19 protein-coding genes are annotated in these 23,038 nt (G+C 31.7%); 12 read left to right on the top strand and 7 right to left on the bottom strand.

The window, feature by feature from the left end; translation table 11 throughout:
• Positions 1-56: 56 nt before the first annotated feature.
• Genes ABNT61_RS14580 through ABNT61_RS14565 form a run of 4 tightly spaced genes read right to left on the bottom strand, consistent with a single transcriptional unit; the run spans position 57 to position 4,165 of the window.
• Positions 57-584, bottom strand: coding sequence for a hypothetical protein (locus ABNT61_RS14580; RefSeq protein ID WP_348743737.1), 528 nt, complete (start codon positions 582-584; stop codon positions 57-59).
• A 6-nt stretch (positions 585-590) separates the two neighbouring features.
• A complete protein-coding gene (locus tag ABNT61_RS14575; protein ID WP_348743736.1) occupies positions 591-1,226 on the bottom strand; it encodes a hypothetical protein in 636 nt (211 codons plus the stop codon).
• Between the two features lie 15 nt (positions 1,227-1,241).
• On the bottom strand, positions 1,242-2,117 hold the full coding sequence (locus ABNT61_RS14570; RefSeq protein ID WP_348743735.1) for a hypothetical protein: 876 nt from the start codon (positions 2,115-2,117) through the stop codon (positions 1,242-1,244).
• A 2-nt stretch (positions 2,118-2,119) separates the two neighbouring features.
• A complete protein-coding gene (locus ABNT61_RS14565; RefSeq protein WP_348743734.1) occupies positions 2,120-4,165 on the bottom strand; it encodes a T9SS type A sorting domain-containing protein in 2,046 nt (681 codons plus the stop codon).
• Between the two features lie 130 nt (positions 4,166-4,295).
• Between ABNT61_RS14565 and ABNT61_RS14560 the strand changes: the two genes are divergently transcribed.
• The 10 genes from ABNT61_RS14560 (at position 4,296) to ABNT61_RS14515 (ending at position 12,738) form a co-directional block, all read left to right on the top strand.
• A complete protein-coding gene (locus ABNT61_RS14560; protein WP_348743733.1) occupies positions 4,296-4,844 on the top strand; it encodes a sigma-70 family RNA polymerase sigma factor in 549 nt (182 codons plus the stop codon).
• Complete coding sequence (locus ABNT61_RS14555) at positions 4,837-5,529, top strand: hypothetical protein (RefSeq protein WP_348743732.1); 693 nt, start codon at positions 4,837-4,839, stop codon at positions 5,527-5,529. The genes ABNT61_RS14560 and ABNT61_RS14555 overlap by 8 nt, the downstream gene beginning before the upstream one ends.
• A gap of 290 nt (positions 5,530-5,819) precedes the next feature.
• Positions 5,820-6,644, top strand: a complete 825-nt coding sequence (locus ABNT61_RS14550) for a prephenate dehydratase (RefSeq protein WP_348710111.1) — start codon at positions 5,820-5,822, stop codon at positions 6,642-6,644.
• The gene (locus ABNT61_RS14545) at positions 6,641-7,795 is read left to right on the top strand and encodes a pyridoxal phosphate-dependent aminotransferase (protein WP_348743731.1); all 1,155 of its coding nucleotides are present in this window, start codon (positions 6,641-6,643) and stop codon (positions 7,793-7,795) included. The genes ABNT61_RS14550 and ABNT61_RS14545 overlap by 4 nt, the downstream gene beginning before the upstream one ends.
• Position 7,796: 1 nt before the next feature.
• Positions 7,797-8,660: a prephenate dehydrogenase gene (locus ABNT61_RS14540; protein WP_348743730.1), complete on the top strand. Its 864-nt coding sequence runs from the start codon at positions 7,797-7,799 to the stop codon at positions 8,658-8,660.
• A 12-nt stretch (positions 8,661-8,672) separates the two neighbouring features.
• On the top strand, positions 8,673-9,755 hold the full coding sequence (locus tag ABNT61_RS14535) for a bifunctional 3-deoxy-7-phosphoheptulonate synthase/chorismate mutase type II (RefSeq protein ID WP_348710114.1): 1,083 nt from the start codon (positions 8,673-8,675) through the stop codon (positions 9,753-9,755).
• A gap of 66 nt (positions 9,756-9,821) precedes the next feature.
• Positions 9,822-10,574, top strand: a complete 753-nt coding sequence (locus ABNT61_RS14530) for a DUF5995 family protein (protein WP_348743729.1) — start codon at positions 9,822-9,824, stop codon at positions 10,572-10,574.
• A 41-nt stretch (positions 10,575-10,615) separates the two neighbouring features.
• Positions 10,616-11,566 carry a ribosome small subunit-dependent GTPase A gene (rsgA, locus tag ABNT61_RS14525; RefSeq protein ID WP_348722952.1) on the top strand — a complete coding sequence of 317 codons (951 nt, stop codon included), beginning with the start codon at positions 10,616-10,618 and terminating at the stop codon, positions 11,564-11,566.
• 6 nt (positions 11,567-11,572) lie between these two features.
• Positions 11,573-12,025, top strand: a complete 453-nt coding sequence (dtd, locus tag ABNT61_RS14520; protein WP_348743728.1) for a D-aminoacyl-tRNA deacylase — start codon at positions 11,573-11,575, stop codon at positions 12,023-12,025.
• 71 nt (positions 12,026-12,096) lie between these two features.
• Positions 12,097-12,738: a YceI family protein gene (locus ABNT61_RS14515; protein WP_348743727.1), complete on the top strand. Its 642-nt coding sequence runs from the start codon at positions 12,097-12,099 to the stop codon at positions 12,736-12,738.
• Positions 12,739-12,772: 34 nt separating this feature from the next.
• Here ABNT61_RS14515 and lipB read toward each other — a convergent pair whose 3' ends face one another.
• Positions 12,773-13,486: a lipoyl(octanoyl) transferase LipB gene (lipB, locus tag ABNT61_RS14510; protein WP_348743726.1), complete on the bottom strand. Its 714-nt coding sequence runs from the start codon at positions 13,484-13,486 to the stop codon at positions 12,773-12,775.
• An 81-nt stretch (positions 13,487-13,567) separates the two neighbouring features.
• Between lipB and ABNT61_RS14505 the strand changes: the two genes are divergently transcribed.
• Positions 13,568-15,793, top strand: coding sequence for a reprolysin-like metallopeptidase (locus tag ABNT61_RS14505; protein WP_348743725.1), 2,226 nt, complete (start codon positions 13,568-13,570; stop codon positions 15,791-15,793).
• 222 nt (positions 15,794-16,015) lie between these two features.
• Positions 16,016-19,306 carry a reprolysin-like metallopeptidase gene (locus ABNT61_RS14500; protein WP_348743724.1) on the top strand — a complete coding sequence of 1,097 codons (3,291 nt, stop codon included), beginning with the start codon at positions 16,016-16,018 and terminating at the stop codon, positions 19,304-19,306.
• A 76-nt stretch (positions 19,307-19,382) separates the two neighbouring features.
• Here the strand turns inward: ABNT61_RS14500 and ABNT61_RS14495 are convergent, their stop codons facing one another.
• Positions 19,383-22,109, bottom strand: coding sequence for a TonB-dependent receptor (locus tag ABNT61_RS14495; RefSeq protein WP_348743723.1), 2,727 nt, complete (start codon positions 22,107-22,109; stop codon positions 19,383-19,385).
• An 18-nt stretch (positions 22,110-22,127) separates the two neighbouring features.
• Complete coding sequence (locus ABNT61_RS14490) at positions 22,128-23,000, bottom strand: GLPGLI family protein (RefSeq protein ID WP_348710125.1); 873 nt, start codon at positions 22,998-23,000, stop codon at positions 22,128-22,130.
• Between the last annotated feature and the right edge of the window lie 38 nt (positions 23,001-23,038).

The following is a 23,038-nucleotide window of genomic DNA, read 5'->3' as shown; positions in this document are numbered from 1 at the left end:
TATTTTCGATTTCTTTTCGATATTCTAAATCTTCTCTACGAATAATTCCTTGCAAATTATTTCACAACAAAACCAAAGGTTACTGGATCAATTTTACCTTTCACATCTCTAGGTATTGCACTCAATTGAACTTCATATTTTCCTGATTTCAAAATCCCTGATTTTTGTTGAGGAACAAATGTCCTTTTCTCCATATCATCCCATGATGTTACTGATAGTACACCTATAAAATCAAAGGCTTCTGCAGGTAAAAACATTTCTCCAGGAAAATAAGGCATTGGAATATGTCTTCTCACTTTTCTTATAGTTCTTCCGTCTTTCTTCACCACAGTCATAAAGTCGAAAAACACAACAAACTCTCCTTCCTCATTCTTCTTTAATCCATCTGCTTTAAAATTGAATCCGATTTTATAAGTATTCACTTTAAATTGCTTAAATAAGTCTACTGCCGATTTGGATTCTAGACTTAGCATTATTTCTTTGTTGTTATTTAGTAATAAACCTCCATTAATTTCTTGTGCCTTTAATTGAATTGAGATCAAAAAAACTAATAAAACAATCAATATATTTCCATCACTTCTCATATACAATTATTTTAAAAATCCTAAATCTTTTGCCATAGCTAAGGTGATCTTTTCAAAATCTCTATTCTTAGCTTTTTCTTCTTTATTAAAAGGAGCTCCAGGAGCTACAATCTCTAAAGAATACCCTTCAAACTTTATTTCTAATTTTCTTTTTGCAGATGTATACAACGCAGCTTTTCCCACATTTGGAATCCATTTTCCTGTTTTAGACATTGATTTTTTTAAAGACCATGCTTCTTCCCAATTCTCTCCTTGACCAACAGCTTCAGAAATCCCACCTTGATCCTCACTAGCTTTCACTTCTTTAAAAAGTGTTACCATTCCGGTTAAAAAATTCCAATCTGTATCGTCTAGTTTTACACGAACCATGCATGTTTTCACTTGATCATTCTGCACAAACTTTCCTTTTCCAACAGTTGTTATATAAGATGCCGGAACATTATATAAACCTGCGACTTTCTCTGGATTCAATAAAGCACAAACATCCTCCACATCAGCAAAATTTATGGCATTTCCTTTAAAGTTCTTATTCACAAAGGAAGTATCTCCTAAATCAGATCCTATTATTGATTTTTTGTCTCCAAAACATGAGCTCAAAATGGTTAAACTCAGTACTAAAATTGTTATTTTAAATGTTTTCATTTTCTTTAGTTTATGTTATCTGTAATCGTTGAATTTTTTCAATTTCACATTAATATTCCCTTTAACATCTCCTTCTCTTAACACATAAAACTCTTTCATTAGATTTGACCTATTCTCCTTGCACTTCTTCTCTTCTTCTCTTGAAGTTGCAGCTCTTTTTTCTAAGCATTCCACCATTTGAACTCCTTTAAAACTAGCCACAAATTCATTCTTATTAAATCGCTTAATATGTAGAATTCCTGAAAATGCTCTTCCTTCAATTTGTTCATAGGTATCAACAAAATCAATACTATAGGTTGTTTTTTCTTCTGGTTCAATAAAAGCGACATTTCCGGAATAACTATTCTCAACTTGCTTCAATAAAGGATCACTTAATTCTTTTATTTTTTTTCCAAATTCATCTGGTGAAATCTTTCCTTCTTGAAACTTTTTAGTTAGTTCTTTAACTTGATCTTGTACACTTTTCTTTTTAGTTTCAAGATCTTGTTTCTCGTTTTCAATGCGCTTAAAATCTTTGCTTTCAATTTGCTTTCTCATATTCATATCATCGTCATATCCTTTCTTCAAATTACTTAGATTGATATATACGCTATCTTTCTCTTCAATAGGAAATTTCAATCCGTTTTTAAAGCTTACTTCCATTAAAAAAACAAGATTTTTTGGACGATTTACATTATCTGCAACAGTAACATCTCCTCCAGATAATTCATACTTCCCGCCATGTCCTTCTCTCAACTCCTTTTCGGCAATATATAAGGAGAATTTCTGTGGACTTACATTAGCTTCTATCGCCTCACAATTACCGAAGGATTTTGTATCATATACCATTTGTTGACCAATGGCTAAATGGAATGAAAAAAGAAACGCAATTGTTATTAATACTGTTTTCATACTTATTGTTTTATAATTTTTTTATGAATGCTATTTTTAAACTCATCTTCTAGCTTTAAGAAGTATATTCCTGTTGGTAATGATTGTAAGGAAATTTGAAGATTTGATTCGTTTAAGTTCTTTTCACTGTAATGCGATTTTCCGTTTACATCATATAAAACCGCACTTTTTATAACTGAACTATTTTTAACAAATACCTGATCTGTAGTTGGATTTGGATACACCAAAACTTCAGTTGATTTAGTTAATTCATCAACAGATAATACAGTTGCATCTTGAGCGTTAATTACAAAACTTCCTGATCCGTTTCTTGCTCTAGATGAAGATGAAAGTTCTAACCAAACTTGTAAATAATATTCTTGACCCGCAGTTAAACCTGTTGCAGATAAATTACCTTCATCACAATTCAAAGGAGTACTATCCGTACAAGACTCATATAAGGCAATTTTAGAAACTAATGAACCTGCGCTGATTGTTATATTCATACTACCAGATGCTGGAGCAATAAAAGAATACCATACATCATAAACTACAACTCCGCTTTCAGCACAATTTGGATTTGTAGCTGCTCCAGAAGCACTGATTGTATTCCCAGGAGTATCTTGACCTAATGTAATTGGAACTGTAAAAGAACATTCATCATTTACGGGAGTACAACTTTCACTGTAAGACGTTTGCATATCAATTTGCGCCCAAGTCATATTACTATAATTTACATCATCAACTTCGATACATGTTAAATTTGAATTGGCAAATGCAGAAAAGTTCTCATTAGAAATTTGGTTATTATTTCCATTTCGTAACGATATTCCTAAAAGATCGTTATCATTTGCAACCAGCCTAGTTAACTTAGTATTGTTAACTAAATTTAAATATTCAATACTATTAACTTCACAGATAATTTCTTCAAGTAATGTATTGGATAATGTATTTAATTCTGTTAGTTGATTTCCACTACAATTAAGAACTCTAAGTTGTGAGTTTTCAATTATCGATAATGATGTAATATCGTTATAAGAACAATTTAAAGAAGTTAGTGAAGTGAAAAATTCGATACCAGATAAATCAGTAATATTCTGGTAGCTTACGTCTAGTTCAGTTAATTCTGCAACAAGCTCAGCTGACACTTTAGAATCTCCAACAATTCCGTTTCCTACATTAATTGATTCTAAAAAACTTTCAAAATCAGTATCAGGAATAGTAACTGTTTCTCCAGAAAATGGTTCGTTACAGTTATTCTTAAACTCCAAATGTTCATCAAATCGTAATGCTCCTGTAATTTTCGTTCTAGACCAATTTTCATTTACATAATCTGCATCGGAAACTTCAATACAAGTCAAATTGGGATTTGATAAACTCTCTAAGTAAAAATTGTTAAGCCCATTCTTAATCGACACATTAGAAATACTATTCAATTCAAAAAGTATTATACTATCTATAGTCGTATTATTAGCAAAATTTAGGTTGTCGATTTTATCACAATAGTACACGTAAAAATCAGTAAGACCAGTATTTGAAGAAGTATCAACAGTTTCGAGTTTATCACTATTATTTAAACTAATAGACTCTAGATTGGTTGCATTCGTAATATTTAAATTAACCAACTCTGAATTATCTTTTAAACCCAATATTTCTATACTTGTATTATTAGAAACATCTAGAGTAGTTAAAGAAGAATCTTGCAATGTAATCCTTATTAACTTCATTAAACCATCGATGTTTAAAGAGGTTAAAGATTGGTGTCCTAATGTTATATACTGAAGCTCTGTGTTTGCAGTTAAATCAATAGACTGAATGGGATTTCCTAAAACCCTTACAGTATTTAAATTTGTAAAATCTTCAAGTCCAGTTAAATCCTGAATTCCCAAATTATTCATTGGTAAAAAAGAAACATCCTTAATATTATCCGTCAAAACATAATCATCTAGGACATCATCATATCCTTCATTGATTAAAAATTGTTCAAAGGCATCATCGGGCACATATGTTTGTTGCCCTAAAAGAGCAAATGGTAATAACAAAAGAAAAAGTAATGTTTTCGTGTTCATATCTCTACATTTAAATGTTATTCAATAGTTTCGTTTTTATATTCATATATTAGTTTTTCAATTATTTCAAATCTTAACATTTTGAGAAAAAAAATTTTTTCTGTTAATATTTTTAAACTCAAAAAGACTAATGAGTAAACCGCTTGATGACATAGCAATACAAGAAGAATTACGAAACGGAAATAAAGATTCTTTAAAACAAGTATATGTGAGCTATAGAGCGGATTTTTTAAAGTATGCTTTTACTTATAAAATATCGGAAGAGGATGCTTTAGACATATATCATGATACTATTATTGCTTTCAATAAAAGTTTTACGAGAAATAAATTAGTTCTAGAAAAGAGCTCTCTTAAAACCTATTTATTTGGGATTGGAAAAAATAAAATTTACAATCATTTCAAAAAAGCAAAAAAAGTAGTCTTGGTAAAAGATCAGGAGGAAGATGGTTACGAAAGTGTTACAGTTGAAGATAATGAACCAACTGTAGAGCAACTTGCCTTGAGTAAAGCTTTAGAAAAAATATCTAAGTCTTGTAGAACGCTTTTAAGATTGTTCTATTATCGAAACTTGGATATAGAAGAAATTCTAAAACTTACAGATTATAAAGATGCTAATACCATAAGTAGTCATAAATCAAGATGTATGAAAAAACTAAAAGAGTTAGTGAGAAATGAATAATTATCAAGATTTAATACAGAAATACCACAGCAATAAATTAAATAACGAAGAACAAATGTTATTTGATAATCTTGCCAATACAAATGACGAATTCAAAGTACTTCTAAAAGAACATGAAAACCTAAACGCTGCTTTTCAAATTATCGAAGACAATGAAGTAAGTGATTTGATCAAAAATTTAGAAAGTAAAAACAACGGTAAAAATATCTTCTTAAAAATTGCTGCTGCAATAACAGTATTTATTACTGGTTATTATTTCTTATTCTATTCTGGAACAAATTATGACTCTTATTTTGAAGAATATCCTAACGTATATTACCCGATTACCAGAGGAGCGTCAGAAAATGATTTGCAGAAAGCCTTTAGTGCTTATGAACAGCAAAACTATGAGTTAGCCATTCAAAAATTTGACTCCTTATTAATAGAAAATAAAACTCCTGAAATTAAATTTTACAAAGCCATGTCTCTATTGAACATGGATAAAAAAAATGAAGCTCTACCTCTATTAAAAGAATTATCATCAATAAATTTCGATTATTCAGAAGAAACACTTTGGTATTTATCGATTACAAGTATTTTATTAGATCAAAAAGATTTAGCAAAATCCACTTTACAATTCATGGACGAAAAAGGAATGAAATTCAAGAAAAAAGAACGTAAAGAAATACTAGATAATCTGAATTAATTATATCGAAAACTTCTGTATTCTGAATAAAAACCAGTTAAAAACACTTTACGAAATCGATACCGTAAAAAAATCGAAAAAAAAATTTGGTTAACTGAAATTAATTTTCAAGATTTGTTACCAACAAAATAACAACGAATAAGTTATGTTACAAAACGTATGGCAAGGTTTCTATTTTTACTTTTACTTTTATAGTAAGAGGAGAGACTTTGTGTTATGTGTTTAGGTAGCTAATAAAACAATATAAATATAAAGTCTCGATTACATCGAGGCTTTTTTTTTGATCTAAAATGAAGAAAATAGCCATTCAAGGAATAGAAGGAAGCAACCACCATATTGTTGCAACTCAATTTTTCGATAACAACATTTCACTAAAAGAATGTTTATCGTTTGATGTGCTTGTTGATAGTTTAGTAAATAATGAATCAGACCAAGCAATTATGGCAATTGAAAATACAATTGCTGGTTCTATTATTCCTAATTACGCTTTAATTGACAAGAATAATCTTCACATTTCTGGAGAATATTACTTACCGATTCATCATCATTTAATGGCATTACCAAACCAGGATATCTCAGAGATAAAAGAAGTTTGCTCGCATCCAATGGCCTTATTACAGTGTAAAGAATTCTTTAAGCAACACAAACACATAAAGTTGGTAGAAGATGTTGATACGGCTGAGATTGCAAAACGAATTTCTGAAAAAAAATTATCAGGTGTTGCTGCAATTGCACCTAAAATTGCAGCTGATATTTTCGAGCTTGAAGTAATAGAAGATGAAATTCAAACGATAAAAAACAATGCTACTCGCTTTGTTATTCTTCAAACTTCTCAACCAGAAAACGGAATAGATTCGATAAATAAAGCCTCATTAAAATTTGAGTTAGATCACAAAAGAGGAAGTTTAGCCGCTATTTTAAATGTAATGAGCGATTGCAAATTGAATCTGACTAAAATTCAGTCATTACCAAAAATCGAAACACCTTGGAAATATGCCTTTTTCGTAGACGTGACTTTTGATGCATATGAAGATTACAAAAAGGCTAAAGCTATTATAGAAATTATGGCTACAGATTTTAAAATATTAGGAGAATACAAAAACGGAAGATCATGATAGAATTTGCAAACCGTTTACAAACCGTTGAAGAATACTACTTCTCAAAAAAGTTAAGAGAAGTTAGAGGATTAGTTGCTGCAGGAAAACCAATCATTAACATGGGAATTGGTAGCCCAGATTTAGCTCCACCAACCGAAGTAATTACAGCAATTACTGAAAGTATGAGTGAAGCTGGAGCTCATAAATACCAAAGCTACCAAGGAATTCCTGAGTTTAGAGCAGCTGTAAGTTCTTTTTATAAATCGAACTACAATGTTTCTCTTGATGCTAATACCGAAATACTTCCTTTAATGGGTAGTAAGGAAGGAATTATGCATATTTCATTAGCCATTTTAAATGAAGGTGACAGTGTTCTAATTCCTAATCCAGGTTATCCAACATACAGTTCAGTTACGAAACTTGTAGGTGCAAATCCGATATATTATGATTTAGTTGAAGAGCATAACTATCAACCAAATTTTGAAGCTTTAGAGCAAGAGGATTTAAGTAACGTGAAACTAATGTGGATTAATTACCCACATATGCCAACAGGAACAAATGCTTCTGAAAATACCTTCAGAAATATTATTGAGTTTGCTAAAAAGCATAACATTGTTGTTGTAAATGATAATCCGTATAGTTTTATATTAAATGAAAAACCTACGAGTATTTTACAAGTTGAAGGAGCAAAAGAGATCGCATTAGAATTAAACTCTCTGAGTAAATCTTTCAACATGGCAGGTTGGAGAGTCGGAATGTTATCCGGAAAACAAGAATTCTTAAATGAAATCTTAAAAGTAAAAACTCAGATGGATTCTGGAATGTTTTATGGAATTCAAAAAGGAGCTATTGCTGCTTTACAACTTTCTAAAGAATGGTTTAGTAGCATTAACTCAATTTATGAGACCAGAAGAGCACTAATTCATGAACTTGTAGAAAAATTAGGCCTTACTTGTAAAAAAGATGGTTCAGGAATGTTTGTTTGGACAAAAATTCCGTCTAACCAAAAATCAGAAGATTTTATTGACAACCTCCTTCACAAGTACAATTTATTTGTTGCACCTGGAAGTATTTTCGGAAGTCAAGGTGAAGGATATATAAGATTTTCTTTATGCGTAAAGGAAGAAGATATAAAAACAGCAATTCAAAGGATAGATAATTTAGTGTAGTATGAATGTATTTATAGTTGGTGTAGGTTTAATTGGCGGAAGTTTAGCGCTAGATATTCGAAAAGAATTTGACAATGCTGTCATTTATGGAATAGACAGAAATGAAGATCATTTAGAAGAAGCTTTGTCTTTACAGATTATTGATCAAAAAGCTACAAATGAAGATTTAGTAATAGCGGATATTGTAATTGTTTCTATTCCTGTGGATGTTTCGTTACACGTTATCCCAGAGGTATTAAACCATATTCCAGACAACTGTTTGGTTTTAGATGTAGGGTCAACAAAAGAATTGGTTTGTGATGCTATAGCTGATCATCCAAAAAGAAGAAACTTCTTGGCAACACATCCAATTGCAGGAACGGAATTTTCAGGTCCGCAAGCTGCGTTAACAGATTTATACCGAGGAAAAACCAATATAATTTGTGAAGTAGAAAAAACTGCTTTCAAATTGCAGGAAAAAGCCTTAGAAATTTTCTCAAAATTAGGAATGCGTATACGATACATGGATCCTAAATCTCATGATAAACATATTGCTTACGTATCACATTTATCGCACATCAGCTCTTTTATGTTAGGTAAAACAGTTATTGAAAAAGAGAAAAACGAACGTGATATTTTCGATATGGCAGGCAGTGGATTTGCTTCTACCGTACGTTTAGCAAAAAGTTCACCAGCCATGTGGACACCAATATTTGAGCAGAATAAGAATAATGTTATAGAAACCCTAGATGAATACATTCAAAATTTACAAAACTTTAAAACACTATTAGAACAAGATAATTTTTCAGAGATCTACTCTGAAATGGAAAACACCAATCATATTAAACAAATTTTAAACGGAATTCAAGAAGTAAAGCTTCCTTAAAAAGACAAAAAAATGGAAAATACCAAAAAATTAAGAACGTGGTTAGATGATTTCAAATTAAGTCATCCATTAGTAATTGCAGGACCTTGTAGTGCAGAAACGGAAGAGCAAGTATTAAAAATTGCTCATGAATTGAAAGATACTGATGCAACAGTATTAAGAGCGGGAATTTGGAAACCAAGAACAAGACCTGGAAATTTTGAAGGTGTTGGTGCACTTGGGTTAAAATGGTTACAAAGAGCCAAGAAAGAAACTGGAATGTTAACTTCTACAGAAGTTGCTAATAAAGATCATGTAAAGTTAGCTTTAGAGCACGACATTGATATTTTATGGATTGGAGCAAGAACAACGGTAAGTCCATTTATTGTTCAAGAAATTGCAGATGCTTTAGAAGGAACTGATAAGATTGTTTTAGTTAAAAACCCAGTAAACCCGGATTTAGCTTTATGGTTAGGGGCTATTGAGCGTTTATACTCTGCAAATATCAAAAAGTTAGGAGTTATTCACAGAGGGTTTTCTACGTATGAAAAAACGAGATATAGAAATAACCCGAATTGGCAAATTCCTATTGAATTACAGAATCGTTTCCCAGACTTACCATTAATCTGTGATCCTTCTCATATTGCTGGTCGAAGAGATATCATTTTTGACATCTGTCAGACTGCTTTAGATTTAAACTTTGACGGTTTAATGGTAGAAACTCACTACGATCCAGATAACGCTTGGAGTGATGCGAAACAGCAAATCACACCTGATACATTAATCCAGATGATGGTGGATTTAAAAATCAGAAAAGAAACTGATACAGAAGCTGATTATAGCAATGCTTTAAATACGCTAAGAACTCAAATTGACGTTGTAGATCATCAGTTAATTGAAATGTTAGGAAAACGTATGAAAATTTCTGACCAAATTGGTGCTTTAAAGAAAGATAAGAACGTTGCAATTCTTCAAACAAAACGTTGGAACGAAATTCTAGGCAAAATGATTCTAGAAGGTGAAGAAAATAATTTAAGTGAAGAATTTGTACTCAGAATATTTAAAGCAATTCATCAGGAAAGTATCAATCACCAGAAGAAAATTATCAATTCATAATTATAAAAAAGCGCAGTATTTGCGCTTTTTTTTATGTACATTTCCATAACCAAACTTCCTATTTAAATGAAACCAATTCATAACATTGATGACGTTATTGCTGTACTGCAAGACATTATTGATACTTCAATTCAAGAAAAAAGTCCGCTAGGTTATTTTGCTGCGTTATATCAAAAAGTAACCATTAAAGTAAAAGAAGGAATTCAAAATGGTTTTTTTGAGGATGGACCTAGAATGGAAAAGCTAGATATTATTTTTGCAAAAAGATATATAGATGCTTACTACGATTTTTCCCAGAATAAAACAGTAACCTCTTCATGGTTAAAAGCTTTTATGTTATCTAAAAAATTCTGGCCAATTGTATTACAGCATTTGCTAATTGGAATGAATGCTCATATTAATCTTGATTTAGGAATTGCCGCAGCTCAAGTTTCAGAAGGACAACCAATCGAAAATTTGAAAAATGATTTTGATAAAATCAACGAAATTCTGTCCTCATTAGTTACTGATGTAGAAAATGACTTAGCAACGATTTGGCCATTTTTAAGAAAGATTTTAAAATTCACTAGAAAGGTAGATAATTTCCTAGTTGATTTCAGTATGGAAATTGCTCGTGATGGTGCATGGAATTTTGCTGTTCATTTGGCTAATACTTCTCCATCTGATTTAGATAAAGTAATTCAAGAAAGAGATAAAAAAGTAGCTGAAATAGCTTCTTTAATAAGTAATCCTGGGCTAATTGCGAATGTTATTTTTGGTATAATTCGCTTAGGTGAAAGAGGAACAGTTCCTCAAAAAATAAAAGACTTAATGCATTAATCTTAGCTAAGAGATTCAATTTTTATTCTCATCTTTGTTATATGACAGGTACGGTTTATAAATCTACAGGAAGTTGGTATTGGGTAAAGACTGAAGAAGGTCAGTTTTTAAAGTGCAGAATAAAAGGAAAATTCCGAATAAAAGGTATTAAAAGTACCAATCCGATTGCCGTTGGAGATAAAGTTGAATTTGATATTGATAAGAAAAGTGATGAAGAAACTGGAATTATTACCAAAATTTTTGATCGCAAAAACTACATTGTCCGAAAATCAGTAAATCTGTCCAAGCAAACACATATTATTGCATCTAATATCGATCAGGTTTTTCTATTAGTAACGATCGATAATCCGCCTACATTCACCACTTTTATAGATCGATTTTTAGTTACTGCTGAAGCCTATTCAATTGACGTTGTTCTTGTTTTTAATAAGATTGACACGTATGAAATTGAGCAAAAAGCAGAAATTTTATACTTAAAAGATATTTACGAACCTATTGGTTATAAATGCATTGAAGTATCTGCAACAGATGGAACTAATGTCGATGTCATTAAAGAGATGATGACAGGAAAAACAAGTATGTTTTCTGGTCATTCTGGTGTAGGAAAAACTACATTATTAAATTGTATTGAACCTTCCTTAAATTTAAGAACAAAGGAAATTACCAAACAACACAAACAAGGCCAGCATACCACAACTTTTGCAGAAATGTTTGAACTAAGTTTTGACGCTCAAATTATTGATACACCAGGAATAAAAGGTTTTGGTGTAGTTGATATGGATAAAGATGAATTGGGAGACTACTTCCCAGAATTTTTCGCTTTAAAACATGAATGTAAGTTTAATAATTGTATTCATATTAACGAACCACATTGTGCTGTTAAGGAAGCTTTAGAAAATGAAGAAATAGCTTGGTCTCGCTATAAAAGTTATTTGCAAATTTTAGAAGGAGAAGAAGAAAACTACAGAACCGATATTTTATCTGGAAAATAATTTAACATGAGAGCGGTAATTCAAAGAGTAACTAAGGCTAGCGTTACAATTGAAAATAAAAAAGTAGCTTCAATAAGTTCTGGACTGTTAATTTTAGTTGGAATAGTGAATGAAGATACCAAAGAAGATATTGAATGGTTAACTAAAAAAATTCCCAATCTTAGAATATTTAATGACGAAAATAATGTCATGAATAAGTCGTTACTAGATGTAAATGGAGACGCAATTATAGTCAGTCAATTTACCCTTCATGCATCAACAAAGAAAGGAAACAGACCAAGTTATATTCTTGCTGCTAAACCTGATGTTGCGATCCCTTTATATGAACAATTTGTTTCGTCCTTCGAAACGGTTATTGAGAAAAAAGTTCAAACTGGTGAATTTGGAGCTGATATGAAAGTAGAATTATTGAATGATGGACCAGTAACGATAATAATAGATACAAAAGACAAGAAATAATTTTGTAGATGGCAGATAATGAATATATTTGCCATGGAAAATAAATTATATTAATTTAATCTATATAAAAAATGAAAAAACTAATTTTATCACTAGCAGTTGTTGCTATCGCATTAACTTCTTGTAAAGGAGAGAAAAAAGTAGAAACTAAAGAGGAAGTGAAGGTAGAAGAAAAAGTTACAAATCCAATTAGCTCATTCAATGTAAATGTAGCTGAATCAACAGTAACTTGGAAAGGAGCTCACCCAGTTGGAGAAGGTCATAATGGAACTGTTTCTATTGAAAAAGGAGTTTTTAATGTTGAAAATGGAACCGTAAAAGCAGGTGAATTCACTTTAGATATGAACACTATTAATTGTGCTGATTTAGAAGGAGAAAAGAAAGCTGGTTTAGAAGGACACTTAAAAGCTGCTGACTTCTTCGATGTAGCAAAATTCCCTTCTGCTAAATTTGTTATAGCTAGTTCAGAAGTTAAAGAAGGTAAATTACACATTACTGGTAACTTAACAATTAAGGATGTAACTAAAAGTATTACTATTCCTGCAACGTTAACTGAAGAAGGAAACGATGTAACTTTAAAAAGTGAAACATTTGGAGTTGATAGAACTGATTTTGGAGTTCAATATAAATCAGGAAAATTCTTCGACAACTTAAAAGATAAAGCGATTAACGATATCATTGAGTTCTCTTTTGATATTAAAGCTAGAAAGTAATTCTGAGAATTATCTGTAAAAAATAAAAAGCGAGCTATAAGCTCGCTTTTTTTATGAATTCATTTACTTCAAATAACTCTTTGAAGTGTTTTAATATTTTCGTTTTTACCTCTTCAACATCTAGTTTTCTACCTAATTCGGCCTCCATAGAAGTAACAGCTTTTCCTTTAATTCCACAAGGTATAATGTGATCAAAGTATCCTAAATCTGTATTTACATTTAACGCAAAACCATGCATGGTTACCCAACGACTGGTTCGTATTCCCATTGCACATATTTTTCTCGCAAATGGAGTTCCAACATCTAACCAAACACCTGTTTCTCCTTCACTTCTCTCTCCTTTTAATCCGTATTCAGCAATTACCTTTATAATAACTTCTTCTAAAAAACGTAGGTATTTATGAATGTCAGTGAAGAAATTTTCCAAATCTAAAATTGGATATCCTACAATTTGTCCCTGACCGTGATACGTTATATCTCCTCCTCTATTGATCTTATAAAAAGCGATTCCTTTATTTTCAAGTTGCTTTTCAGATAATAATAAATTGCTCATATCTCCACTTTTTCCTAGCGTATATACATGAGGATGTTCTACAAACAAAAAGTAATTATCAGTAGGAATAGCTAACTCTTCTCTCCTATTTTTAATCTTTACATCAATAATTCCTTGTAATAAATCTGCTTGGTAATCCCATGTAGATTTATAATCTTTTTGAAATAATTCGATTAAATAGACGTTTTTATTCATATTTTTGATATTCAACTTGTTACCCCAAAAGTTATTCCTTTATAACAAGTTTAAAACTAATGTTAATTAAAATTAATCCCGATGAACAGAATTACACTTGTATTAGTGCTTTTTTGCGCAGCCCTAACTAACGCACAAAGTTCGTGGAAAAAAATGGATTCCGAAAACTTTGTATATCGTGGTCAAAAAGCGTCAAGAAATGTAGAACCCAAACAATTTTCAATCTACAGTTTAAACGTAGAAAACTTTAAAAATGAACTAATTGCGAATGCAAAAGGTTCTCAAAAATTAATTAAACTGCCAACATATCAAGGTAGTTTAGAAGAATATTCTGTAGTGGAATCTTCTAACTTTACTGAACCATTACACCCTAAGTATGGTTTTATTAAATCTTACTCCATTCAAGGCACAAAAGACAAAACCGAAACTGGTAAAATAACTATTGGTACTAATGGTGTGCATATTTCTGTTTACTCTGGGAATCATCCAACTTTTTATGTTGAACCATATTCAAAAGATAATGCATACTACATGTCATATGACAGATCAAACATAGAAAACACCAATAATGACTTCAGGTGTTTGTTTGATGATAGTTCTATGAAGAAACAACTTGAAAATAATACAGTTTATAAAACTCCAAACGATGGATTTTTAAGAACGTATAGATTCGCACTGAATTGTACTGGTGAGTATGCACAATTCCATATTAATGATCAAGGAGTTGGAGGATCTTCTGAAACTGTTCAAAAAGCAGCCGTTTTATCAGCTATGAATACAACAATGGCAAGAGTAAATGGTTTATTTGAACGAGATCTATCTGTACGAATGAATATTATTTTAGTCAGTGGTGAAAACCCTTTAATCAACTTAGATGCAGCTACCGATGGATTTACAAATGATAGTCCAGGTTCTCTTCTTTCCGAAAGTCAAACAAAATGTGATGCAATTATTGGTAACGCCAATTATGACATCGGGCATGTATTTAGTACCGGTGGCGGAGGTGTTGCAATTTTGGGTGGAGTTTGTAGTATTAATTCTAAAGGAAGAGGTGTTACAGGAACTAACTCTCCAAAAGGTGATTTCTTTGATGTAGATTATGTTGCTCATGAAATAGGACATCAGTTTGGAGCTCCTCATACCTACAATAATGCTTGTGGTGGTCAAAGATCAAATAATGACGCTGTTGAACCCGGAAGTGGTTCTACCATTATGGCATATGCCGGAATTTGTGAACCTAATGTTCAAAATAATAGTGATGATCATTTTCATGCTATTAGTGTTACAAGTATGTGGAATCGAATTCAAGGAACATTTTGCGGTACAACATCAGCTACAGGCAATGCAGCTCCAGTTGCCAATGCTGGTTCTGATGTAACTGTTCCTAAAGGAACTCCTTTAGTTTTAAGAGGAAGCGCTACAGATACCGATGGAACGTCTAGTCTTACATACAATTGGGAGCAAATTGACAATGAAATAGTGGCTGACACCCCACCAGTTTCAGGTGCTACGGGAGGACCATTATTTAGGTCTTTTTCTTCTACATCATCACCAGATAGGTATCTTCCAAAATTAGCTACTGTAATCGGAGGTTCAACTTTTTCAACATGGGAAGTAATTCCGGCAGTAGCCAGAGAAATGAATTTTACCTTATTGGTTCGTGATAACAATTCAGGAGGTGGTGCAAGTGATAGAGATAACATAAAAATTACAGTTACCAATGATAATCCTTTTACGGTGACTACTCCTAACTCAAATGTAAGTTGGACCGGAGAAACTTCACAAACTATAACATGGAACAAATCAACAACTGATCAAGCTCCTATTAATTGCCAAAATGTTAGAATCAAATTATCAACTGATGGTGGTTTAACGTTTCCTACAGTATTAATAGAAAGTACACCAAATGATGGATCACAGGTAGTAACTATTCCAAATATTCCTACTACAACAGCTAGAATTATGGTTGAAGCAGTTGGTAATATTTTTTATAATGTAAATATTAATAATTTTACCATAGTTAATAATCCAACTGCCTCAGTGGATGATTTTAGCTTCACTAATTTTAATCTTTATCCAAATCCTTCAAATGGAAATTTCAAGATTACTTTTGATGTTTTGAATACAGAAAACGTAATTATAAAATTATTTGATATTAGAGGACGATTAGTCGAAACATCGGAATTTAAAAACACTTCAAATACCTTTTCTGAAGAATTAAATTTTGAGAATATCAATTCAGGTTTATATCTATTGCAAGTTTATAACGGAGGTGAAAAAATCACGAAAAAACTAGTAATAAAATAATATTATTATATCAGAATATACTTTAAAAGCGAATCGAATGATTCGCTTTTTTTTATTCAATTTAATAGCACCATAATAATACAAGAATTAAATAACTACCTCATTTCTTGCTTTTTCCGTTCCAATTTAATAACTTAAACCTCCAATTAGTTCTTCTTTATTTGTATTTCTAAGATACATCTTTAACTAACCGAACAGAATTGCAGATTAAAACTCCCCCACATGAAAAGAATTACTCTAGTGTTAGTGTTTTTTCTATGCACTTTCCAAACTAATGCTCAAGATTCTTGGAAAAAGGTCGACTATCAGAAACGTATAGGTCGGAAAAATCTCATTAATCGTAATGTTTTTCCTGATGATTATGCTCTATATCATCTCGATATCAAAAAGTTTACAAAAGAACTTACAAACATCTCAAAAAGTGAATTCTCAAAAATCAAATTACCAAATGATTCAAATCAACTGATTGAATATAGAATTAAAGAAATTTCTTACTTCAGCGAACCCTTGAATGAGAATTACGGATTTATAAAATCATATTCAATTGAAGGTATTCAAGATAAAACAGAAACAGGAAAAATTTCTATTGGAACAGATGGTATTCACATTACTATTTTCTCAGGAAACCATGCCACGTTATATGTGGATCCGTATACGAAGGATAGAAACACCTATATCGCTTACAATAGAGAAAATTATAAAGGCAAACAGAACTCTTTTTCTTGCTCAGTTGAAAATCAAATGGGTAAAGAATTAATCAAACGCTCACTTCAAAATAAAACTCCAAATGATGGATTTCTTAGAACCTTTAGACTAGCTCTAAACTGTACTGGTGAGTATGCTCAATTTCATATTAACGATCAAGGCGTAAATAGTGGAACTGAAATTCAACAAAAAGCAGCAGTTTTATCTGCCATGAATACTACCATGACAAGAGTAAATGGTTTATTTGAAAGAGATGTTTCTATTAGAATGAATATCATACTAGTTAATGGGGAAAATCCATTAATAAATTTAGATTCAAGTACTGATGGATTTACAAATAATAGTTCAAGCTCATTACTTTCTGAAAGTCAATCTAAATGCGATAATATCATAGGAAATGATAATTACGATATTGGCCATGTTTTTAGCACAGGTGGTGGCGGAACCGCTATACTAGGTTCTGTTTGTTTAACCAATTCTAAAGGAAGTGGTGTTACAGGTACAAGTTTACCTAAAGGTGAACCTTTTAATGTAGATTTTGTTGCTCATGAAATTGGTCATCAATTTGGAGCTACTCATACATTTAACAATTCTTGTGGTGGACAGCGTTGGAATGCAACTGCAGTTGAACCAGGTAGTGGATCTACCATAATGGGTTATGCCGGAATTTGTCCAGTTGATGTTCAAAGTAATAGTGATGATCATTTCCATGCGGTAAGTATTAATCGAATGTGGAATTTAGTTCGTTCCTCTCCATGTGCTACACTTTCTTCTACTGGAAATAATGCGCCCGTTGCCAATGCCGGCCCTGATGTAAGTGTACCTAAAGGCACTCCTTTAATTTTAAGAGGAAATGCTAGTGATTCTGATAGTAATGGTAGCTTAACTTATATCTGGGAACAGATAGATATTGAATTAGCTCCCGCGCCTCCTGAGGCTGTAAGTATTGGAGGAGCTTTATTTAGATCTTTTTCACCTTCTTCTTCTTCGGAAAGGTATCTTCCTAAATTAGATATTGTAGCATCTGGAGCAACTTCTTCTACTTGGGAAGTTATTCCGAGTGTAGCAAGGGAATTGAATTTTTCATTACTAGTCAGAGATAATAATATTGATGGTGGTGCTATAGATAGAGATGATCTTAAAATAAACGTCACGGATGCGGATCCATTTGTAGTAACTTCTCAAAACACTTCAACAATTTGGAATGTTGGGAGTACACAAACGATTACATGGAATGTTTCTCAAACAAATCAAGTACCTATAAACTGTGAAAATGTTAGAATTTCTCTTTCTACTGATGGAGGTCTATCTTTTCCTATAATTCTAACCAATAGTACTCCTAATGATGGAACACACGACATTATTGTTCCGAATTATGCGACGGGTTCAGCAAGAATAATGATAGAAGGCTTGGATAATATATTTTACAACTTAAACGAAGCTAACTTTTCTATTGTGTCTTCCTCTCCTACTTTTGTACTAAGTAATTCAACCTCAAATCAACTAGCTTGTAATGCAGGAAATGCTTCATTGGAGTACGATTTAAATATAGATTTTGTAAATGGCTTTAATGAAAGTGTTACATTAACAGCACAAAATGCACCAACCGGAGCAACAGTTTCTTTTACTCCTTCTTCAGTTACTAGCGATAGTCAAATAAAAATGGTAGTATCCAATTTAGATGGTGTTTCTCCTAACAACTATAGCATAACGATAAATGCAACCTCCAATTCTGTTAATCAATCTGTATCTGCTGATTTAGAAATTTCTGATGGTTTTTTCTCTACTTTTAATTTAGCCGCCCCGATTAACAATTCACAAGGAGTTAGTATAGCTCCTAATTTAACCTGGGGAAATATTTCCGAAGCGGAATCTTATGATATTGAAATTGCTACAGACAATTCGTTTAACGATATAGTTCTTAATGCGAATTCGACAACTAATTCCTATTCGGTAACTCCTCCTTTAAATGGTTCTACCAAATACTACTGGAGAGTAAGAGGAAAGAACACCTGTGGTATTGGAAATTATACGAGTACTTTTAATTTCACTACGGAAAATCCTTCTTATTGCGAATCTACATTCTCTGATGATGCTGGTGGTGGCGATCATATTACAAACGTAACATTTAATACTATTGATAACACAACTGGAAATGATACCGTAGATGGATATATTGATTATACTACTCAAACAACAGATATAACTATCGGGAATAGCTATCCGATAAGCGTTACGTTCGACCCTGATGGATTCCAAGATCACTGTTATGTTTTTATAGATTGGAATCAGGATTTTAATTTTGACATTGAAAATGAACGATATGATTTGGGTAGCATTTCTGGTGCTATAGAAACAAAAACGGCTAACATTTCTGTTCCGGATAATGCCGTTCTCGGTAATACTAGGATGCGAGTAGTTGTTCAATATTTTGATGGAACAAACTTCATTCTTACAGATGGTGCTTGTGACTCAGATCATTCTTCCGAATGGGGAGAAACAGAAGATTATACTCTTAATATTATTGACAATACAGCTTCTGTAGGCGATTTCGATTTTACTAATTTTAATGTTTATCCTAATCCTTCAAATGGTAATTTCAATATAACTTTTGAAGTTATTAATACAGAAAGCGTAGGAATTAGATTATTTGATATTAGAGGAAGATTAGTTGAAGAAAAAGAATTTAAAAATACTCAAAGCACATTCTCAGAAGAACTAAATCTTGAAGGCATTAACGCTGGACTATACTTATTACAAGTTCAAAATGGAAATAAACGAACTACTAAAAAACTAATTGTAAAGTAATAATATACTTCTTGAATGATATAATAAAAAGAGGCGAGCTACATAGCTCGCCTCTTTTTTGATTAATTCTAAAAAATTATAAATTATACGTAATATTAAATGTTACAAAACGAGGCTGAACGATGTAAACTGAAGAACTATTAAAAATAGTATTCGAATCATCTTGGTTCAACGACTTTGTATTTAATAAGTTTGTCGCTTTAATTTTGTATTCCCATTTACTATCTCCTTTTTGATACGTTAAATCCGCATCCCAAAAGCTGTAATCATTTAATGTTGTCGATTGGTTTCTGAAGTTATTATAAGTATAACTTGTATTGAAAACTAAATCATCTGTGATAAATGTATCGAAATTAATGAAAGGACTGTGCGTTGTAAATGTGTTTACAATTCCTCCTTGATCATATTTATTAATACTTACATTATAACCTACATCAAAATTTGGAAATTCTCTAAAGTTTGTACTAAACCTTGTTCTATATGATTGTGTTAAAGAGTTTGACTCTCTATTTTCATTCTGTCCTGTTTGTCCAGAAAAGAATAAGTTATTTGATACCGAATAGGCTAAATTCCCTCCTAAGGTAACTTTAAATTTTCTATAACTCTTTTGGAAATTAGCATTAGCAGAAATTGTTTCATCAGGAAAAGCAGAGTTAATTGAACTAGAAACTTGATCTACTCCACTAAATACTGTCGCTCCTTTAACAGCATCAATAAGTTTACTATAATTTACACTTGCAAAAACGTTTGTGTAATTAAACATATTAAAACTAAAGTAACTTAAATTTACATTGTGTGATAGTGAACTTTCCAATTCTCTATTACCACTATACAAACGGTTGTAATTATTAAATACAAAACTTTCCGCTACTCTATTAATATCCGTAAAACTAACTTGCTGACTATAGTTTAATCGTAACGTTTCAGATTTTTTTAAGGCTACCTTTATAGAAGCATCTGGTAGAATCTTAGTAAAACTATTATCAAAAACACTTCCTAATTGTGTATTTACAGCAGCATATTTGTGTGCCGTTACACCTTGATTAAAAGTAAAGATTCCTGTAATAAACTTGTAATGTAATCCAGCATAGTAATCATCAAAAGTATATTCTACATCATTAATTGCATTTGGATTATTAATGTTTGTTTGATCCCCATTATCTAACACCTGGAATACATCGGAATTGAACTGTTGATTACTAACTGTTGTACCTAACGTAAGATTCAAATTACTTTTAGAATTGATTACATAGAAGTAATCCAATTTCGCATCTAGTTTATTAGTTTTTACTCGTTTGTTTTGTGATACATCAAATAACGATTGATTTGTTAATCCTAACTGATTAAAGAAAGATAATTGAGCCAATTGCGCATTGTAAAACGGATCTTCATTTTGCCATAAATGTTGAGCTTCAAACGCGAAAATGTTATTATCGTTTAACGTATAGTAATAATTCAAATTTTGATTAATAGAATACGGATTCTGACTAGTTAATTGATTAATTGGTATTGATGTAAATGTTCCGTCAATTGTTGTACGATTAGAGGTTAATAATTGGGTTTCACTCTGATCAGAAATTTTAGCAAAAACATCATAGTCAAACTGATTATCTGCATTGGCTTTGTAACTTGAGCTCAATTTAATTAAACCTAAGTCACTTTGCTGTTTGGTAATACTCTGTGTTGTTTCTGTTGCTATCGATTGTGGATTATTCTCATCTGGATTCAAATAATTTCGCACTGTATTTTCCTCTAAATCAGTATCAGATCCTGAATAAATTGCAAATCCGCTTAAATCCCAATTCTTCTTTGGAGAATAACTAAAATTTAATGCTCCAAAACGAGATTCAATTTCTTTGGCTCTATTATTTCTTAAAGTTAAAAAACCAATATCTGAAGAAGCCACATTAAACCCCGTACCTCTTCCTCCACCGCCTCGGAAACCTCCAGTGAACTTAAAGTAATCACGTCGAGTAAACGGAACTTCACCAATGTTATTAAAATCGGTAATTAGATTTAAACTATACTTTGGACTGTAATAGAAGAGTTTCGGATGAACAATATATCGTGTATCATCAGTAGCCATTCCTATACCTGCTGAAACCTCTCCAAACCAAAAGTTTTTCTTTCCTTCTTTAAGCTTTAAATTGATTACAATATTATCTTCATTATCAGTTACACTGCTCATTTGACGTACTTCACTGTGATTTTTTAATACTTGAACCTTATCAATCGCATTAGCTGGAATATTCTTTGTTGCCAATTTAGAATCACCATCGAAAAAATCTTTACCTTCAACCATTACTTTACTAACCGTTTTTCCTTCAACTTGAATTTCCCCTTCATCATTCACCTCTACTCCAGGAAGTTTCTTCAAAACATCACCTAATTTTTTTTCGGTTCCGCTTTTAAACGAATCTGCATTATAAACAATCGTATCTCCTTTTACCGTTACAGGCATTTTTGAAACAATTTCAACTTCATCTAACGTGTTATCAAAAGTTAAAACAATGTCTTTTTTAATATCCGTTTCTTTTGTAGAAATTAGAATTTCTCCTGTTTTCATTCCTACATAACTCGCCTTGATTATATAGTTGGCATTTTTATTCAGATTCAACTTATAATTACCAAAAGCATCGGTAAATCCATAAGAATCTATTTTTTTAGTTTGCTGATTAATAGCAATCATATTAGCCATTTCTAACTTGTTTCCACTATCATCTTTTACCACTCCGGATAGTTTAATTTGGGCACTAGTATGGCTAGCGATTAAAATAATCGCCAATAGTAATATTTGTTTCATTATAAAATTTTTGGTTATCTAACGTCTAGAATTTCGTCCTCTTCTTCCTCTCCACATATCACGCATTTCTTCCATTTTTTTCTTTACAATTTTATTGTATTCGTCTCTGGAAACTTTATCGCCTTTAGTTGGAGCTTCGATTTCAATTCTTTCTTTAGGATTAAGTACAATTTGTGTACATAAAATAGTTGTCTTTCCTGAATTTATTTCTAAAATAAGACCTGGTAACCCCCAGTATTCTCCTGGACCATTACTTACCGGAATTTGAGGTGTATACCATGCTGTAACAAGAACTTCCTTTGGCATTTCAATATCTTCAGTAACTTTCTTAACGTTGGCAGTATCTTTCTTTTTTTCTTCTTTACCACCATCTCGATTTCTACCGCGACCTCTTCCTCTTCTTCGCATATTTTGCCAATCGAATTCATCAGTCTTCTTTAACATTGTTGCCTTATAACAAACATAGTTTCCTATTTGTTTAGTTTCTCCAGTCATTTCCCATTGTGGCATTTCAGAAGTATCTTCAATTAAAAACTTCTTTCCAAAAAACTCACGTTCTTCTAAGAACTTTTTATCCGTAATGCTTTTGTATTGTAATTCAGCTGAAAAACCTCCAAATCTGAATCCGCCTCCTCTTCCTGGAGCTTCTAATTTTTCTTCTTCTTTATAAATTGATGCGCTTTTGTTAAACTGAAGAACATATTTTTTCTCTAGCATATTCTTCATACGCTCCATAATTCTCTTCTTTTGTTGTTCAGACATTTCGCGGTTATTCCACTGCTCTAAGTCGAACGAAGTTTTAGATTGGTAAACTGCTTTCCCATAAAAATCTTTTTGAGCAAAACAGGCTACTGAAAAGAAAATAAACAAATAGGTTACAAGTGATTTCATATTGATTAGCTTAATTTTATTAAAGATAATGTTACTTA

The organism is Tenacibaculum sp. 190524A05c, from assembly GCF_964036595.1.
Lineage (GTDB): Bacteria > Bacteroidota > Bacteroidia > Flavobacteriales > Flavobacteriaceae > Polaribacter > Polaribacter platacis.
The sequence above is the reverse complement of the archived record's forward strand: the minus strand, read 5'-3'. Positions and strand labels throughout refer to the sequence as shown.

Coding starts and splice junctions, on each gene's coding strand:
- ABNT61_RS14580 (WP_348743737.1), bottom strand. CDS start 584: ATGAGAAGTGATGGAAATATATTGATTGTTTTATTAGTTTTTTTGATC.
- ABNT61_RS14575 (WP_348743736.1), bottom strand. CDS start 1,226: ATGAAAACATTTAAAATAACAATTTTAGTACTGAGTTTAACCATTTTG.
- ABNT61_RS14570 (WP_348743735.1), bottom strand. CDS start 2,117: ATGAAAACAGTATTAATAACAATTGCGTTTCTTTTTTCATTCCATTTA.
- ABNT61_RS14565 (WP_348743734.1), bottom strand. CDS start 4,165: ATGAACACGAAAACATTACTTTTTCTTTTGTTATTACCATTTGCTCTT.
- ABNT61_RS14560 (WP_348743733.1), top strand. CDS start 4,296: ATGAGTAAACCGCTTGATGACATAGCAATACAAGAAGAATTACGAAAC.
- ABNT61_RS14555 (WP_348743732.1), top strand. CDS start 4,837: ATGAATAATTATCAAGATTTAATACAGAAATACCACAGCAATAAATTA.
- ABNT61_RS14550 (WP_348710111.1), top strand. CDS start 5,820: ATGAAGAAAATAGCCATTCAAGGAATAGAAGGAAGCAACCACCATATT.
- ABNT61_RS14545 (WP_348743731.1), top strand. CDS start 6,641: ATGATAGAATTTGCAAACCGTTTACAAACCGTTGAAGAATACTACTTC.
- ABNT61_RS14540 (WP_348743730.1), top strand. CDS start 7,797: ATGAATGTATTTATAGTTGGTGTAGGTTTAATTGGCGGAAGTTTAGCG.
- ABNT61_RS14535 (WP_348710114.1), top strand. CDS start 8,673: ATGGAAAATACCAAAAAATTAAGAACGTGGTTAGATGATTTCAAATTA.
- ABNT61_RS14530 (WP_348743729.1), top strand. CDS start 9,822: ATGAAACCAATTCATAACATTGATGACGTTATTGCTGTACTGCAAGAC.
- rsgA (WP_348722952.1), top strand. CDS start 10,616: ATGACAGGTACGGTTTATAAATCTACAGGAAGTTGGTATTGGGTAAAG.
- dtd (WP_348743728.1), top strand. CDS start 11,573: ATGAGAGCGGTAATTCAAAGAGTAACTAAGGCTAGCGTTACAATTGAA.
- ABNT61_RS14515 (WP_348743727.1), top strand. CDS start 12,097: ATGAAAAAACTAATTTTATCACTAGCAGTTGTTGCTATCGCATTAACT.
- lipB (WP_348743726.1), bottom strand. CDS start 13,486: ATGAATAAAAACGTCTATTTAATCGAATTATTTCAAAAAGATTATAAA.
- ABNT61_RS14505 (WP_348743725.1), top strand. CDS start 13,568: ATGAACAGAATTACACTTGTATTAGTGCTTTTTTGCGCAGCCCTAACT.
- ABNT61_RS14500 (WP_348743724.1), top strand. CDS start 16,016: ATGAAAAGAATTACTCTAGTGTTAGTGTTTTTTCTATGCACTTTCCAA.
- ABNT61_RS14495 (WP_348743723.1), bottom strand. CDS start 22,109: ATGAAACAAATATTACTATTGGCGATTATTTTAATCGCTAGCCATACT.
- ABNT61_RS14490 (WP_348710125.1), bottom strand. CDS start 23,000: ATGAAATCACTTGTAACCTATTTGTTTATTTTCTTTTCAGTAGCCTGT.